18 protein-coding genes are annotated in these 16,179 nt (G+C 57.8%); 11 read left to right on the top strand and 7 right to left on the bottom strand.

Annotated features, from left to right (window positions below):
* Together ABWH92_RS00540 and ABWH92_RS00535 are read right to left on the bottom strand one after the other, a co-directional pair.
* Nucleotides 1-255: a DUF4170 domain-containing protein gene (locus tag ABWH92_RS00540; protein ID WP_375571152.1), complete on the bottom strand. Its 255-nt coding sequence runs from the start codon at nt 253-255 to the stop codon at nt 1-3.
* 102 nt (nt 256-357) lie between these two features.
* Complete coding sequence (locus tag ABWH92_RS00535) at nt 358-1,149, bottom strand: 3'(2'),5'-bisphosphate nucleotidase CysQ (RefSeq protein ID WP_375571150.1); 792 nt, start codon at nt 1,147-1,149, stop codon at nt 358-360.
* A gap of 273 nt (nt 1,150-1,422) precedes the next feature.
* On the opposite strand from ABWH92_RS00535, the gene ABWH92_RS00530 reads away from it, so the two are divergent.
* Nucleotides 1,423-1,953 carry a DUF6101 family protein gene (locus ABWH92_RS00530; RefSeq protein ID WP_375571148.1) on the top strand — a complete coding sequence of 177 codons (531 nt, stop codon included), beginning with the start codon at nt 1,423-1,425 and terminating at the stop codon, nt 1,951-1,953.
* On the opposite strand, the gene ubiA is transcribed toward ABWH92_RS00530, so the two are convergent.
* A complete protein-coding gene (gene ubiA, locus ABWH92_RS00525; protein ID WP_375571147.1) occupies nt 1,950-2,882 on the bottom strand; it encodes a 4-hydroxybenzoate octaprenyltransferase in 933 nt (310 codons plus the stop codon). The genes ABWH92_RS00530 and ubiA overlap by 4 nt on opposite strands.
* A gap of 225 nt (nt 2,883-3,107) precedes the next feature.
* On the opposite strand from ubiA, the gene ABWH92_RS00520 reads away from it, so the two are divergent.
* Nucleotides 3,108-3,623 carry a hypothetical protein gene (locus ABWH92_RS00520; protein ID WP_375571145.1) on the top strand — a complete coding sequence of 172 codons (516 nt, stop codon included), beginning with the start codon at nt 3,108-3,110 and terminating at the stop codon, nt 3,621-3,623.
* Here the strand turns inward: ABWH92_RS00520 and ABWH92_RS00515 are convergent.
* A complete protein-coding gene (locus tag ABWH92_RS00515) occupies nt 3,620-4,306 on the bottom strand; it encodes an HAD family hydrolase (protein ID WP_375571143.1) in 687 nt (228 codons plus the stop codon). The two genes, ABWH92_RS00520 and ABWH92_RS00515, sit on opposite strands and share 4 nt — an antisense overlap.
* Before the next feature lie 88 nt (nt 4,307-4,394).
* Here ABWH92_RS00515 and ABWH92_RS00510 point away from each other — a divergent pair, with 88 nt between their 5' ends.
* The 9 genes from ABWH92_RS00510 to mutY all read left to right on the top strand — a co-directional run bounded on the left by ABWH92_RS00510 (nt 4,395) and on the right by mutY (nt 13,442).
* Entirely contained in the window at nt 4,395-4,988 is a 594-nt protein-coding gene (locus ABWH92_RS00510) for a DUF721 domain-containing protein (protein WP_375571141.1), read from the top strand.
* Nucleotides 4,989-5,122: 134 nt separating this feature from the next.
* A complete protein-coding gene (locus tag ABWH92_RS00505) occupies nt 5,123-5,824 on the top strand; it encodes a DsbA family protein (RefSeq protein WP_375571139.1) in 702 nt (233 codons plus the stop codon).
* 63 nt (nt 5,825-5,887) lie between these two features.
* Nucleotides 5,888-9,364 (top strand): chromosome segregation protein SMC, encoded by a 3,477-nt coding sequence (gene smc / locus ABWH92_RS00500; RefSeq protein WP_375571137.1) that lies wholly within the window; start codon nt 5,888-5,890, stop codon nt 9,362-9,364.
* A gap of 230 nt (nt 9,365-9,594) precedes the next feature.
* On the top strand, nt 9,595-9,999 hold the full coding sequence (locus ABWH92_RS00495) for an AtpZ/AtpI family protein (RefSeq protein WP_375571135.1): 405 nt from the start codon (nt 9,595-9,597) through the stop codon (nt 9,997-9,999).
* 94 nt (nt 10,000-10,093) lie between these two features.
* Entirely contained in the window at nt 10,094-10,843 is a 750-nt protein-coding gene (locus ABWH92_RS00490; protein ID WP_375571133.1) for a F0F1 ATP synthase subunit A, read from the top strand.
* Nucleotides 10,844-10,910: 67 nt separating this feature from the next.
* Nucleotides 10,911-11,138 (top strand): F0F1 ATP synthase subunit C, encoded by a 228-nt coding sequence (locus tag ABWH92_RS00485; protein WP_109766595.1) that lies wholly within the window; start codon nt 10,911-10,913, stop codon nt 11,136-11,138.
* A gap of 174 nt (nt 11,139-11,312) precedes the next feature.
* Entirely contained in the window at nt 11,313-11,861 is a 549-nt protein-coding gene (locus ABWH92_RS00480; protein WP_375571131.1) for a F0F1 ATP synthase subunit B, read from the top strand.
* Nucleotides 11,862-11,872: 11 nt separating this feature from the next.
* A complete protein-coding gene (locus tag ABWH92_RS00475; RefSeq protein ID WP_375571129.1) occupies nt 11,873-12,352 on the top strand; it encodes an ATP F0F1 synthase subunit B in 480 nt (159 codons plus the stop codon).
* Nucleotides 12,348-13,442, top strand: coding sequence for an A/G-specific adenine glycosylase (gene mutY / locus ABWH92_RS00470; RefSeq protein ID WP_375574298.1), 1,095 nt, complete (start codon nt 12,348-12,350; stop codon nt 13,440-13,442). Before ABWH92_RS00475 ends, mutY begins: the two co-directional genes overlap by 5 nt.
* 10 nt (nt 13,443-13,452) lie before the next feature.
* Here the strand turns inward: mutY and ABWH92_RS00465 are convergent, their stop codons facing one another.
* The 3 genes from ABWH92_RS00465 to ABWH92_RS00455 all read right to left on the bottom strand — a co-directional run bounded on the left by ABWH92_RS00465 (nt 13,453) and on the right by ABWH92_RS00455 (nt 16,036).
* Nucleotides 13,453-14,604 carry a site-specific DNA-methyltransferase gene (locus tag ABWH92_RS00465; protein WP_375571128.1) on the bottom strand — a complete coding sequence of 384 codons (1,152 nt, stop codon included), beginning with the start codon at nt 14,602-14,604 and terminating at the stop codon, nt 13,453-13,455.
* Nucleotides 14,605-14,812: 208 nt separating this feature from the next.
* The gene (locus tag ABWH92_RS00460) at nt 14,813-15,238 is read right to left on the bottom strand and encodes a GFA family protein (protein WP_375571126.1); all 426 of its coding nucleotides are present in this window, start codon (nt 15,236-15,238) and stop codon (nt 14,813-14,815) included.
* A 63-nt stretch (nt 15,239-15,301) separates the two neighbouring features.
* Nucleotides 15,302-16,036 (bottom strand): ribonuclease HII, encoded by a 735-nt coding sequence (locus ABWH92_RS00455; RefSeq protein ID WP_375571124.1) that lies wholly within the window; start codon nt 16,034-16,036, stop codon nt 15,302-15,304.
* Nucleotides 16,037-16,179 lie beyond the last annotated feature (143 nt).

Genomic DNA, 16,179 nt, shown 5'->3' with positions numbered 1-16,179 from the left:
TTACGCTTCAGGATCGTCGTCGCCCGGCTCTAAAAGGCGGTGCATATGCACCACAAAGTAGCGCATATTGGCATTGTCGACGGTGGCTTGTGCTTTGCCACGCCAGGCCGTTTCGGCCTCGGCATTGCTTGGATAGATGCCAACAATGTCCAAATTGTCGACATCGATAAAGGTGTGCGAGTCGGGCAATTCAACCTCGCCCCCAAATACCAGATGCAGCAATTGTGGCTTGGAGTCGTCCGGTGTGCCGCTCATCGCGCCTAATCCTCTATCGTATGATGGGTGGGAAACATGGCGTTCTTACCTGACCGCACTGCCCCGTCAAGCAACGGCTGCTCAAGGATCGTTGTCTAAGCGCTAACGGGGCAGCATGCCTTGCAACGCATCGCACATTGCTCGTGTCCCGCACACAAGGGCAGGGTGGGTGATTGACGCGCCATTGTAATTTGGGGTCGCGCCATCGGCATGCAAGAGGTTGAGCCCAGCCTCCCGCACAATGATGTCGGCAGCGGCAATGTCCCAGTGTTTGGCATTGGGGCTTGCAACGCAGCCATCCAACTTACCTTGACCCACCTGCGCGATACGCAGGGCCAAAGAGGCAATTTTTGGGTGCTTACGAAACACGTGGGAGGTCTTGCTGGGTCCCGGAAATGCGAGCAATGCATCCTCCAGGCGATCTTTCTTCGTTGGCGAAAGCGTCGCGGAATCGCCCTTGGCGTTCTCGAAGTGGGCTCCTTTGCCCGCCTCAGCCACCATCAACTCGCCAAGTGCCGGATTAAACAGGACCCCCTGAACCGGTTCGCCCTGATCGATGAGTGCAATGGAAACCGCCCAATCATCGCTGCCGGCCATGAAACCGCGCGTACCGTCGATCGGGTCAACAATAAAAGTTGGTGCACCAGAAAGACGTGAGCCATCATCCTCAATCTCTTCCGACAGCCATCCAAAACCTGGGAAGGCTTTGCGCAGCTCTGTGTGCAGCATCGTGTCGATTGCTAGGTCCGCCTCGGTGACCGGCGAATTGCCAGGCTTGGTCCACGTTTTAGGGCTCTTGCCATAGTATCGCAGAGCGATCTCACCGGCCTCGCGCGCCGCATCGCAGATAACGCTAATAGGCGGCAATGTCGGGTCAGTTGAGGCTTCTGTCATGAGTACGCTTGGCTAAAGAAAAGACTGTTGCAGTGATGTAGCTGATCACAGTGCCCAATCAAGGTGAATTGGGGCAAAGCTGTTTGCCATTCGCTAACCCTTTCGCAACGCACACTTTTTTTACCTCGTTACTTAAGCCTGCTCCAACGGCGCTGCGCTATACCTTCGCCATAGCCCAAAACGGGCAGCCCATTTGGGCCGTCAGACGGAGCAACCGTCGGCATCAGTTTCAGGCCTGGTGATCAGGCCAACAGGAAGGCGAAAGGCATCATCATGTCGGTAAGGACAAACCGCTCGGCCAACGGGCAGACCATCCGCCCTGATGGTGCCCCTTTTGAGTTTGCACCCGATCTTCGGGTTGATGGATGCCGCGATGCCGTGCCATTGCGTTCCTCCATGCCGCAGCGCGGTCGCTTGGATATGGGCGATCGCAGTGTCGTTGTCACCGCACGGCTTGGTGCAGCAATGATCCTCCAGCGCATTCCGTTGAATGCGTACAATGGCGTGGCTGCGCAACTCACTGTTTCCGGTGATGACACGACGGTAAGCGTCGTTCTGCGCCATGATGATCCAGCCTACGCTATCATTTTGGAAAGCGATTTGCCGCTTGATGATGCGGTGGCGGTTTGGCGCTCGTGGGCAGACAAGCTCTCGGTTCCGTTGCTTCTCAGTGAACCTCACGGGGAAGACAGCGTGGTGCGCGCGATGTTGGGTGCAGTTGTTTTGCGTTCCACCCAGCCGCGCCGCACCAACACGCTGACGCGCCGTCGTCCACGCTACTCCAAGCGTCGCGGTCGCCGTTAAAACAGCACGTCCAAAAGCAGTCCGGCCGAAATCAACACGCCAACAAAGGTATTGGACTTAAACCGCGTCAGGCAACCTTCTTTGTCGTTGAGATCGAGCGTCACCACTTGCCAGGCCATCTGAGCAGCGGCGAAGCCAAGGCCGAAAAAAGCTGTGAACCCCGCACCAACAGCCAGCATGGCGTAGCCGATCAATGCCACCGTCAGCGCATAGCAGAGCGCGATAAACGGTGGTGCGTTGTTACCCAGCGCTTGGGCGGAGGATCCGACACCCGCCAGGGCGTCATCCTCCAAATCCTGAAAGGCGTAGATCGTGTCGTAGCCGATGATCCAGATCACGCACGCGAGATAAAGCGCCGCCATTGGTGGGTCGAGGCTTTGCGTTTGAGCCGCCCAGCCGACCAAGGCGCCCCAAGAAAAAACCAGCCCAAGTACCGCCTGTGGCCAGTTCGTCACCCGCTTAGCGAAGGGGTAAAAGCCAACGAGCACAAGGGATGCGATGCCAACGCCGATCGTGAAAAGATTGAAGGTGATGAGGATAAGGAAGCCAGCGGCCAGCAACATCACCAGAAAAAATGCGGCATTGCGTGCGCTCACCTCACCAGAGGGAATAGGACGTTCAGCCGTTCGGCCGACCTTGGCGTCGATATCCTGGTCGGCGATATCGTTCAGCGTACAACCCGCCCCGCGCATGATGATTGCGCCAAGCGTAAACAGGATCAAATGCAACCATTGAACCGAGTTTTCCAAAGCAATGGATGCGAGCAGTGACGAAAACACGCAGGGCCACAGCAAGAGTTGCCAGCCCACTGGGCGTTCCAGCCGCATCAGCCGCCCATAGGGCCGCGCCCAGCTGGGCAAGAGGCGCAGCGACCAATGATGCTTAATCGCATCTGGTGTGATCGGGGCAAAGTCGTTGGGAGCGGTCATGCGCGGGCATTCACCATGGGCAAGGCGGTCAAAGGCTTCACAGCTATCCCCTCGCCAAGGCGAGTGCAACTTGCTAAACAGCCGCAACCACGCGTAACGAGTGCGGCTTGTGGTTATGTATGCGGTGATAGCGTGATGCGTTTTTTGACCAAATCCAATCGATCTTTAGTGCGCAGTGCATCAGTTCTGGGCGTTGCTTTGGCTCTTTCTGCTTGCAGTGGGGGCATGGATGGTTTGACGGGCCTTATGGGCGGTGGAAACCAACAGGCGCAAGTTCGCCCCACCACAGCAACAAGTTTTGGCGGTGTGCCGGTTGAGCAATTGCGCGCCGATCAGCTTTGCCCGTCTATCGTGGTTCGCGATGGCACGGAGACACTGCGGCTTTATGCTGGTGAGGAACGCACGGCGAGCAATGTGCGCTACCAAAGTCAGATTTTGCAGACGGTTGTGGAATGCACCCCAGGTGCTGGGCAGTTTGGCCTAACCATAGGGATTGCTGGGCGTTCCATCATCGGCCCGCAAGGCGCTCCTGCGACGCTGGATCTGCCGGTTCGCATCGTCGTCTTCAACACGATTACCGATGAGGTGATTTCCAGCGAAGTCGTGCGCACGCAGGCGATTATCGAGCCTACGGAAGTCTCAGCCACCTTTACGCTGGTCAACCGCGCTTTCTTTGTACCAGCGCCGCAGCGCCAGGCTGACTATCAGGTGATCATCGGCTTTGACGAGGCGGGAAGCTAAAGCGCTTCGCCCTCCCAAGCGGCGAGCGCCTGGATCGTTTCAGCCAAATCAGCGTGACGGTTCACGGTGGTCAATGCCCCGGCTTGCATCAAAACCTCAGCGTGGCCGGGCCATGTGTGGTCACCACCAACAAAGCCGATAACAGTCATTCCGGCTGCCACGGCTGCTTTCACGCCTGAAGCGGAATCCTCAACAACCAAACAGGCTTTGGGATCAACATTGAAGGTTTGCGCAGCAACCTGAAACACGTTCGGGTCTGGCTTAGATGCCTTGTTGCCCACCTCCCCAGCAGAAAAGATGTGGGGTGCAAAGCGTTCAAAAAGCCCGACATCGCTCAGATAGCGCTGCAGATAGTCGGAGGCTGAGTTCGAGCAAATGCAGCGCGGGCCTTCCACCATATCCAGCATTTCTTCCACGCCAGGTACCGCTGTCATTTGAGTATCGGCGAGTTCCAAAAAAGCCTCAGAAAGTTTTTCCTGAAAGTCTGCGTCAAGCTTACGCTCCAGCTCTTCCTCAATAGCTTCTTGGATCGCATGGTGGGTCATGCCTGCAAAATGTTCGGCAAAGCCCAGCGGCTCCATTTCAAAGCCTTCGCGTTTGTAAGCGGCAGCTTCCACGCGTGCCGCAATCATTTCTGAGTTGATCAGAACACCATCACAGTCGAAGATGATTAGCTCGTACACGAGGGGAACGCTCCAGCAGTTGTCGTGGGAAGTCTTTTCAGGAAGGGCCCGGCGCTAGCAGGGATTGGATAAAGATGAAAGGGCGAACATGAAGGGCGCACGCCCAACTGCCGCGCAAAATGTGCGAGGCCAACTGCTTGGGCATCAAGTCAGCACCAAGGCTGCTGTGCCGACCAGCGCCAAGGCTATTGGCGTGGAAGTGGACGCTCTTTTGCACCCACTGCAACAAGGACAACGTGGCAAACAGTTTGTCTCTCCTGCCCTTTTGGCGGCTTGGCCAGAGATTGTGGGTGAGCGTTTGGCAGGGCTTTGCATGCCAGTTCAGATGAAAGCTCAACCCAAATCGCGCTCGCGCCATAAAAAGACGGGTGATGATGGAGCCGTGCTTGAGGTGCGAGCTGATCCGTCTATCCAAATCGACCTCGACTACGGACAAGTCTTAATACTGGAACGCATCAACGGCTTTTTCGGCTACCAGGCCGTGAGCAAGTTGCGCGTGACCGCCAAGGCATCATTGGCGCCCACATCACCTCCCAAGCCTATGCAGCAACCTCGGTTGCCATCGGCTGAAGAAAGGAGCGCTGTAAGCGAGGCAACCGCGCGCGTCGAAAACCCGGCTCTGCGCGCAGCTTTACAAAGTCTTGGTGCTTCGGTCATCGCCGCTAACCGCAAGCGCCGTTAAAGACGTCAATGCCCACGCGATTGTGATGCCCCTTTTTGGCCATGGATGGCTGTCACGGCGGATCATGACTTGTCGCGCTGCGGTAGAACACCGTAAGAGCCAACCCAACCGATGATCCGCATAAGGGCCCCACGATGATCAATCGCCTCAAAACCGACCGCCGCACGCTTCTGAAGAACTCCGCACTTCTAACAGTGGCTGGTGGCGTTCTGGCCGCGTGTAACGATAGTGCCGATGGCTCTGCTGGCGCCTCTGGCCGCAGCACACCGTCGGGTGGAGACGGCTCTGTTGATCTCGATGCTTTGATGACCGCAACCGATGGTCTGCCAGACATTGGTCTTGGTGACCCCGAAGCACCGGTGGTGATGGTCGACTATTCCTCGATGACATGCCCGCATTGTGCGCGCTTCCATACAGCCTCTCTGCCCTCGATCAAGGCCGACTATATCGACGCTGGAAACGTCTATTACATTTTCCGCGAGTTCCCGTTGGATGCCCGTGCCCGTGCAGCGTCTATGCTGGCACGCTGTGCCGATGACGCGCTCTACCATGACGTTGTCGACATTCTCTTTGAACGTCAGCGCGAGTGGGCGACGGCGGCAAATCCCGCCGATGCACTGTTTTCTATCGTTGCCCAGGCCGGTTATACCCAAGAGACCTTCAATGCCTGCTTGACGAATCGCGATCTGGAAACGGCTATAGTCGCTGGTGCAGAGCGTGGCGCGGAAGAGTTCGGCGTTGCCTCCACACCGACGATCTTTATCAATGGTGCGAGATTCCCCGGTGCCCGTAGTCCAGAAGAGTACGCCGAGATCATCGACCCGCTCATCAGTTAGCGGTGGAATGCGCCTTGCTGCCAAAAGGTGGCAGGCGCGCGTATCGCAGGGCGGCGCCCGCCCATGAAGTTCACTAAGCTCCGTATTGCTGGGTTCAAAACCTTTGTTGAGCCCACCGATCTTATCATTGAAGACGGGCTGACCGGCGTTGTCGGCCCCAATGGCTGTGGCAAGTCCAATCTTGTTGAAGCCATGCGCTGGGTGATGGGCGAAAGCTCTTACAAGGCCATGCGTGCCAGCGGCATGGAAGAGGTCATCTTCTCCGGTTCTGGCAAGCGACCGGCGCGCAACAGCGCTGAAGTGAAGCTGTTCCTCGACAACGCCATGCGCCGCGCGCCAGCAGCTTTCAACGAACATGAAAATCTTGAAGTCTCACGGAAGATCGAGCGCGAAAAAGGCTCCAATTACCGGGTGAACGGTCGTGAGGCCCGCGCGCGAGACGTCCAGCTCATGTTTGCGGATGCCGCATCGGGCGCCCGCTCGCCGTCCATGGTGCGCCAGGGTCAGATTGGTGAGATCATTTCCGCCAAGCCCGTGCAGCGCCGGGCGCTTCTGGAAGAGGCTGCCGGTATCTCTGGCTTGCACACGCGCCGCCATGAGGCCGAACTACGCCTCAAAGCTGCCGAAGCCAACATTGAGCGGCTTGATGACGTGGTCGGTGAGCTGGACCGCCAGCTCGATGTGCTTCGCCGTCAGGCGCGTCAGGCCGCACGGTTCCGCGATGTCGCTGCCAAAACGCGAACGGCTGAGGCTGGTGTGTTTGCGTTAAAATGGGCTGCGGCCAATCAAGCAGCCAACGATGCCGCGCAGGCACTGCGAGAGGCAAAAGAGCTGCTTCAAAAAGCTGACGAAGCCCAGTTGGTCGCATCGACAGCCCAGGCTAGTGCTGCGGCGAGCGTGCCGGATGCTCGCACCAAAGCTGCCGAAGCCAATGCTGCGCTTAGTCGTGTTGTTCGGGCGCGTGATGAATTGGCGCTGGAAGAAAAGCAAAGCGCCGAGCGTCTTGAAAGCGCTCGAGCGCAGCTCGCAACGTTGGACGCTGATATCGCTCGTGAAGCTGGGCTTTCCGATGATCACGCCGCTGAGCGGGTGGCACTGGAAAAAGAACTTGCCGTCATCGGTGAGGCGGAGGCTGCATCAACGAAGCAAGTTCCAGCCACTGAAGCAGCTGCCCAAGCGGCTGAAACCGCGCTCGCTGAAGCCCTGGCGGCCAGCAATGCAGCGCGTGATGCTCTGTCCCAAGCGCGCGCTGAACGCGAGGCTCAGGCACGCATCCTGGAAACGGCCCGCCGCGAGGTGGCGCAGGTGGAAGCGCAGCATAGTCGCGCTCAGTCCGCTTTGACCGAATTACAGGCCAAGACCTCCGCTGCTGAAGCACTGGAAGCCACGCGTGCGAAGGTTGAGACTTTGAAGGCAGCGCGCGACAGCGCGAGTGAGAAAGTCGCTTCCAGTGAGACAGCTCGCACCAACGCGTTGGCGGCAGTTGCTGCGGCTGAAACACCACTGCGAGAGCGTGAGAAGCAACTCTCGACGCTTCAAGCCGAGATCGCCGCGTTGGAGAAGCTGGTTGGTACCACCCATAGCACCTCACCGGACCTGTTTCCCTCCATCATGGATGGTATTGAGGTTACGCCAGGTTTTGAGGCCGCGTTGGGCGCAGCTCTGGGCGAGGCGCTAGAAGCCGCGTCTGATCCAGCAGCGCCGCAGTTCTGGACCGACGTAAGCGCCAAAGAAGACGATCCGAAACTCCCCGATGGCATTGATGCGCTAAGCGATCATGTGAAGGCCCCAGCCGTTTTGGCGCGCGGTTTGGCCCAGATCGGCTTGGTGAAAGACGGTGAGGGTGCAGCCCTTCAGGGCTCATTGGCTTCTGGCCAAATACTGGTGAGCAAAGCCGGCACCGTGTGGCGCTGGGATGGGTTCGTGCGCAAAGCTGATGCGCCGTCCGCTGCTGCAGTGAAATTGGCCGAGCGCAACCGGCTGTCGGGCCTTTTGACCGATTTGAAGACGCTGGAAAGCGAAGTGACCGCACTATCGCTGGCCCATATGGCCTCGCTTACCGCCATGCAAGAAGCGGATGCAGCGTGGAACACCCATCGCGGTGATGAAGTGGCCGCCCGCAAGAGCTATGATGAGGCCGCAAGCGGCTTGATGGCCCTGGAACGTGAGGCCGAGCGCGAAGGTGCTAGGATTTCTAGCGCGCAGGCCGAGATCACCCGCTTGGGTGAGGCTTTGGGTGAAGCTCAAGAGAAGATGAAGGCAGCTGAAACAGCAAGCCAGTCAACCAGTGCTTTGACAGCGCTGGAAGCCAAGCTTTCTGAGGCATCAGAAAGTGAAGGTTTGGCCCGGCGTGCCCGAGATGAGGCTGTCGCCGCGCTTGATCAATTGCGTCGCGAGCTTGCCGACCACACCCGACGCCGTGAGACGACCACTCGATCTATTGAAGCTTGGCAGCGCCGCGCTGATGCGGCGGCCAGCCATGCGCAAACGTTGGCGCAACGGCGCTCTGACCTTGTCGCGACGTTGGAGAAACTGGATGGTGAGCCGGGCCGCTTGGTGGAAAAGCGCCGCGCTTTGGCCGGAACGCTGGCGACAGCCGAAGAAGCCCGCAGCAAGGCCACAGATGCCTTGGCCCGTGTGGAAACAGCGCAGCGAGAGGCTGATGGCAAAGCCCGAGAGATCAAAGAGGCTTACTTTGCGGCGCGTGAGGCCCATGGCCGCGCTGAAGAACGCAAAGCAGCTGCCGATGAACGCCGATCAGCCCTTGAGGCCAGCATTGTAGAGGCTGTGGACGCAGCGCCTCATCAGCTGATGGGGATGGCTGGCTTTGAGCCTGGCACCCAGCCACCCGCGCTTGAGGTTCTGGAACGCCAGCTTGCAGAGCTCAAAGAGGCGCGCCAACGGCTCGGTGCGGTTAACCTGGCCGCTGAGCAAGAAGCTGAAGAGGTTGCTGAACGCCGCGATACACTGGCGCTGGAACGTGATGATGTGGCTGAGGCCATCACGAAGCTTCGTGGCACGATTTCGACCCTCAACCGTGAAGGCCGCGTGAAGCTGCTCGAAGCCTTCGACCGTGTGAACGAGCAGTTTCAGGAGCTTTTCACCAAGCTCTTCGGTGGTGGTGAAGCGGAACTGACCCTGATTGATGCCGATGACCCATTAGACGCCGGTCTCGATATCATCGCCAAGCCACCAGGGAAGAAGCCGCAATCGATCACACTGTTGTCGGGCGGTGAGCAGGCTTTGACGGCGATGGCGCTGATCTTTGCGGTGTTCCTGTCCAACCCTGCACCGATCTGTATTCTTGATGAGGTTGATGCGCCATTGGACGACGCCAATGTGGAGCGTTTCTGCGATTTGCTGGACTCCATGGCATCACGCACATCCACTCGCTTCCTGGTTGTTACGCACAACCCCATCACCATGAGCCGTATGCACCGTCTCTTCGGTGTGACGATGGCAGAACGCGGTGTTAGCCAGATCGTTTCGGTTGCCCTAGCCGAGGCTGAGGCAATGGTTGAAGCTGAGAGTGCTGCCTAAGGCCGTAAAAAGAACTATATATCAGCATCTTAGGATGTGTGAGTAAGCATCGCTGACGCGGTTGACACCCCATAGGGTGGGCACTATGGTCCCGGCGATTTTCAAACCCTGCTGTGTGAAGTCATTCGGGCCGTTGGGTAAGAGCAATCATCGCTGCCATTTTATCGAACAAAGAGCGTCCTTAGAGCGTTTTCACGACAACCAGCGTCCTTATCCATTGGAGAGCCGTTTTGGCTGAAGGGTCCGATCCCGACAGAGCATCGCGCACTGGCAGAGCGGATCTCGACGAGGTTCGCAAACGCTTGGATGCGCTGGACGATAAGCTGGACGCGCACCGACCTGATCCGGTCGATGAACGTGCGGCGAAGATGGAGCGGTCAAATTATGCGATGGCTGTTCGGGTGTCCTCGGACTTCATTGCAGCGATCTTTGTCGGTGGGGCCTTGGGTTGGTTCCTCAATTCTGTGGCAGGTACGTCGCCCTTTGGGTTGATAGTTCTGCTTTTGTTGGGGTTTGCAGCGGGCGTTCTAAACGTCATGAGAACGCTGGGTCTCGTCGCAATGCCAAAAGGCATGCCAGCGCCGCCATCGGCGCGGCGACGTGACACAGAGGAAAATGGGCGCGAAGGCGGCTAAAGCCAGCGCCAAACACGGGTGGGATTGCTCCTGCGCGTGCGATTGAAACAGCAAATGGATGACGACCGGCGTGCCGGTTTAGGAGCAGATCACAGTGGCGAACGATCCCATCAAGCAATTTGAGATTTCAACGATCGTTCCCATTGAAATCGCAGGCATCGATTTCTCGTTCACCAACTCCTCGCTCTTCATGCTGGCCACAACAGGCGCTGTCGCCGCGTTTCTGGTGCTTTCCACCACAGGCCGTGGCCTTGTCCCAGGCCGTTGGCAAGCTGCCGCAGAAATGAGCTATGAGTTTGTCGCAAGTATGTTGCGAGATGCGGCGGGTACGCAGGGAATGAGATTTTTCCCACTCGTCTTCTCGCTGTTCATGTTTGTGCTCTTTGCCAACCTCTTTGGCATGTTCCCCTACTTCTTTACGGTAACCAGCCACATCATCGTAACGTTTGCTCTGGCGATGTTGGTTATCGGAACGGTCATTGTTTATGGCTTCATGAAGCACGGGTTTGGCTTCCTGAAATTGTTCGTGCCTGAGGGCATTCCCGGCGCCCTGGTGCCACTGGTGGTGATGATTGAGGTTATTTCGTTCCTCTCGCGCCCCATTTCTTTGTCCGTGCGTTTGTTCGCCAACATGCTGGCCGGACACATCACCCTTAAAGTGTTCGCAGGCTTTGTTGTTTCGCTCACTGGCCTTGGCGCTATCGGCATTGGCGGGGCGATCTTGCCACTGTTGATGACCATTGCCATGACGGCTTTGGAGTTCCTCGTTTCGTTCCTTCAGGCATATGTGTTTGCGGTGCTCACCTGCATGTACCTCAACGATGCCCTTCACCCGTCTCACTAATTCACCCATCCAGACGACCCTCGGTCGTCAGGTCTAACGCCTTCGTTCATTCCAAAGGAGTTCAATCATGGAAGCAGAAGCAGCAAAATTCATCGGCGCTGGTATCGCATGTCTCGGCATGGGCGGCGCCGCGATCGGCCTCGGTTCGATCTTCGGCAACTACCTGTCGGGCGCCCTGCGCAACCCGTCAGCCGCTGATGGCCAGTTTGGCCGTCTTATCTTCGGCTTCGCCGTGACTGAAGCGCTCGGCATCTTCTCGTTGCTGGTTGCGCTTCTTCTCCTGTTCGCCGTTTAAGCCGACAGAACACAGGCCGCCGCGCTCTGTGTGCGCGGTCGCCAACTGGGAATGAACGCATCTGATCGGCATCTGTGATAAAACAGGTGCCGATCAGACTGCACAAAACCCAACACCTTGCCTCTTTCACGCGATAAGGACGTTGTGTCCGTTATTGCACAGGATAGTTGACCGATGGCCACGACAGACGATGCCCTGCACGCAGCCGGTGAAGCCGCCGCCGAACATGGTGGTGTATTCCCGCCCTTTGATACATCCACATTTGCCTCTCAGCTTCTGTGGTTGGTGATTGCATTCGGCCTCGTCTACTACGTCATCTCCAAAATCGCTGGTCCTCGCATTTCTGGCATTTTGGAAGACCGTCACGATCGCATCGCCAGCGATCTTGCTGAAGCTGAAAGGCTAAAGCGCGAGACCGATGAGGCGATGGAAACCTATGAAAAAGCGCTGACCGATGCCCGTGCGCGCGCTCAATCGCTTGCCAGTGAGACACGCGATAAGCTGACGGCTGAAACAACAGCCAAACGGCAAGCCTCTGAAGAAGCCTTGAGCTCCAAATTGGCTGAAGCTGAAACACGCATCGAGACAATCAAAGCAGAGGCCTTGGGCCAAGTGGACAGCATCGCAACCGATGCCGTGTCCGCGATTATGGAAAAGCTTGCGCCCAAAGCGCCAACAGCTGCAGCTGTGACCAAAGCGGTTGCTGCTAGCGCCGAGAGCTGAGGAAGACAGGTATGGACTCTTCATTTTGGGCCCTCGTCGCCCTCATCCTTTTCCTGGCACTGATCGTCTATCTCAAAGTGCCTGGCATGATCACGAAGGCGCTGGACGCGCGGGCTGAAAAAGTGCGCAGCGAGCTGGAAGAAGCACGCCGGTTGCGTGAGGAAGCCCAAGCTGTCCTGGCGGACTTCCGTCGCAAGACCCAAAGCGCCGACGAGGAAGCAGATGCCATCATCGCGCAGGCAAAATCTGAAGCCGAGCGCATGACGGCCGAAACCGAAGAAGCGCTGGAAGAGATGATCGCTCGCCGTACGGCCGCTGCTGAGAGCCGCATCGCGCAGGCAGAAGCACAAGCGCTCGGTGAAGTGCGCGCTCGCGCCACCGACATCGCGATTGCTGCCTCGGAAAAACTGCTGGCAGACCAAGCCAAGGGGCAAACAGCTGCTGATCTGATCGATAGCGCGATTGCCGATGTGAAGGCGCGCATCAATTAAGCCAAGATCTGACGGGCTAACCGAGCACGTTTCCCGGAAAGGACCACAAGCAAGCGACCTACTTGCTTGGTACGATCAGCACGCTCGCACTCTGCCGTGGCGCATTGCGCCAGCCGACAGCCAGCGTGGTATTCGCCAAGACCCCTATAAGGTCTGGCTGTCGGAAATCATGCTGCAACAGACAACGGTTGCCGCAGTTCTTCCTTACTTCCAAAATTTTACAGCGCGCTGGCCAACCGTCAGCGACTTAGCTTTGGCGAGCGATGATGATGTTCGCGCTGCTTGGGCCGGACTTGGCTACTACCGGCGCGCTGCCAACCTTCACGCTTGTGCCAAAGTGATCGCAGACCAGGGTGGCCGTTTTCCCCAGACCGCCGCCGCGCTGAAGGATTTGCCAGGCATCGGTGACTACACCAGCGCCGCCATCGCTTCCATCGCATTTTGTGAGCCTGTCGCCGTGGTCGACGGCAATGTGGAGCGTGTTGTTACGCGGCTTTTTCGCCTTGATACGGTGTTGCCGAAGGTGAAGCGCGAGGTGACCGACAAGGTGAGAGCCATGGTGCCGGATGACCGGCCCGGAGACTTTGCTCAAGCAACAATGGACCTTGGCGCCACCATCTGTACGCCGAAGACCCCTGCTTGCGCGCTCTGTCCATGGAACGAGAGCTGCGCTGCCCACCATGCTGGTGATATGGAGGCCTATCCTGTCAAAGCACCCAAAAAGGCAAAGCCGCGCCGTCAGGGCGCGGCTCTCGTGGTGGTGCGATCCGATGGAGCCGTCTGGTGCGAGCAAAGGCCACCAACCGGTCTGCTGCCGGGCATGACTCAGGTGCCAACCAGCGAATGGTCAGCCGACGCACCCAAGCCGTACAAAGATGCTGAGCAGCTTGGCAGCGTAGAGCATGTGTTCACGCACTTTGCCCTGAGCTTGCAGGTGTACCGGCGTGACAGCGACAAACCGCCGACCAGCCAAGGGTGGTGGTCAACGCCAGAGCGGGTGCGCGAGGAAGCCTGGCCGACGGTTATGGTGAAGGTGCTGAAAGCAGTGATACCAGAGATCGCGTCCAGCATTCGGCCCAAAAAACGCTAGCAAAGACGGGCTAAACGGCCTTCTTGCGGATTTCCGCGCGGTAGTCATCAATCAATACAAGGTTGCCATCGCGTTTGGTGTGCCAGAATGTCCAGCCATTGCAGGCCTGCTGGTCTTCAACCAGCGCACCAACCTTGTGAATTGACCCCTCATGATCACCGCTTGCCAGTGTGCCATCAGCGCGAACGAGCGCGGAATGACGCCCGCGTCCGTCCACCAGTTCTTCACCTGGCATGATGTAGCCGGCTTCGAGAAGGGCATTGAAGGGCACGCGTGGCTGGGCCCGCTTGCCTTGCAGCATGGATTGAGCTGCATCTGGCACCGGTTCGACGGCTTCAATGCGCGCACGCGCGGCATCTGCATAGGCATGCTCGCGCTCAAACCCGATAAAGTCACGCCCCAGCTTCTTCGCGACGGCGCCGGTGGTGCCGGTGCCAAAGAAAGGATCAAGCACGAGATCTCCAGGTTTCGTCGAAGCAAGCAGAACTCGCGCTAGCAAGGCTTCTGGTTTCTGCGTGGGATGCACCTTGTTGCCATCATCATCTTTCAGCCGTTCACCGCCCGTACAGATCGGCAACGTCCAGTCCGATCGCATCTGGACATCATCATTGGCTGCTTTCAGCGCGTCATAGTTGAAGGTGTACTTCTTCCCAGCTTCGGAGCGCGCCGCCCAAATTAGAGTTTCATGAGCGTTGGCGAACCGGCGGCCTTTGAAATTGGGCATCGGATTTGTCTTACGCCAAACCACGTCGTTAAGCACCCAATAGCCGAGGTCTTGAAGGCTCGCGCCGACACGAAAGATGTTGTGGTAGCTGCCTATCACCCACAGTGTCCCGTTGGGCTTTAGAATGCGTCGCGCTGCCAGAAGCCAGGCGCTGGTGAAAGCGTCGTAGGCAGCGAAGCTGTCAAATTGATCCCAAGCATCGTCAACAGCATCGACATCGCTCTGGTCTGGGCGCTGGAGCGCACCCTGAAGCTGAAGATTGTAGGGTGGGTCAGCAAAGATGACATCGACGCTGCCGGCAGGCAGCTTTTCCATCAGCGCGATGGAGTCACCGACTGTCACCTGGTTGCGATAGGTCGCAAGCGCCTGATCATCGAGAGAAATGTGGGGGGAATGGGAGGCGCGATGACGCTGCGCCTCCATACGCAATACTGACATGACCCAACCTGTACGCAACACCTAAACAAGTGCCGCGATCATGCCGCGTTAAGGTAAAGGGGGGGTTGAGAAAGGGTTGTCAAATCGTGAAGGAGATCAAGTGACAGAGCTGTCGTTCCGAAAGGAACGGAGCGGTCAAACTGGAAGATATTTTTGATCAGGCGGTGGTTTCAAAGAGAAACAGTTTCGTGACCAAGTCGATCTGCGCCTAGTCAGCGGGTGGCTGGTACATCGCGAAAACCTCAGCCTCGGTCAGCTCTTTGGTCTTTTGGACAAAACTGTAGAAGGGCGGCTTGCGATCGACAAACACTTGCAGCGTGAGACGCAGTTGCGATTGATCGTCAAGCAATCCGGCTGAGATCTGATACTCGTCGCTTTCCATAATGTGGTAAAACAGAATGGACCCACATTTGTTGCAAAAACCGCGCTCAGCCCAGTCTGATGAGCGAATGCGGCTTATGCTGTCCTCGCCTTCGAAGCGAACGTGGTGGCACGGGAGTTCCATAAATGGCCCGGCCGACCAGCGTCGGCACATATCACAGTGACAAGCGGCGACTTCACGTGTGTTCGACTCGGCAAAAATTTTGACGGCGCCACACAAACACTTTCCTGTAACGGATTCACTTTCAGGCATAGACCAGCGTCCTTGGAGCGTTGGTAGTCAGTGAGCTTTCATTGTCTCACAACACGGCTAACACTAAGGCCTGGATGCCGGGCGAGCGCTGACGTGCATCAACGCTTCGCGCACGGGCGCAAAGGTTCGCCGATGCAAAGGGCAGGGTCCGTGCTCGGCCAAAGCATCACGGTGACGTTCGGTAGCATAGCCCTTGTGCGTGGCAAAACCATAGGCGGGGTAAAGCCGATCGGCGGAGACCATCATCGCATCGCGGGCCACTTTAGCGCAGATCGATGCTGCCGCAATAGAGAGAGAGCGTCCGTCCCCTTTGATAATCGCTGTCGCAGCACAGGGGAGCCCAGGTGGTTCATCTTTGCCATCCACCAGCGCAAAGCTTGGCGGTTCCGGCAGCCCGAGCACGGCCAGGCGCATGGCCTCTAACGACGCTTTTCTGATGTTACGCGCATCGATACTAGCAGCCGAGACGCTGGCAATGCTGACATTTGCGATCTGGCAAAGCTCGTCAAAAAGCTGATCGCGCAATCGTTCGGTGATCTGTTTGGAATCGTTGAGCCCAGCCAAGCTCGGAGGCAGGGCCAGGCCGCTAGGGGCTTCATACCAAAAGGGCAAAACAACAGCGGCAGCAACCACCGGCCCAGCAAGTGGGCCGCGCCCTGCTTCATCCACGCCGCACACACGTTGGAAGCCAAGCTGGTGCGCTTGCTCCTCAAAGTGACCATCCGGACCCGTGTGCTTGGCTTTGGCGAAGGCACCGGATTGGGCTCCATAGACGGCGCCGCGAGAGCGTTTGGCCACTGATTCCCTCCTCAAATTCCCAACATGCAGCCATCTGGCATGCCGAGGGCGGTGAACACAAAGCTTTCAACCTTGGGTTTTCAAGCCCGTCTTACCTCTCTATAGGCAAGCGGCGTGGTTAACACGCCAAGCCCGTATCAATC

It is taken from the genome of Ahrensia marina (genome assembly GCF_042140245.1).
In the GTDB taxonomy this organism is placed as follows: Bacteria; Pseudomonadota; Alphaproteobacteria; order Rhizobiales; family MH13; genus MH13.
This window is presented reverse-complemented; position numbering and strand designations above follow the sequence as displayed.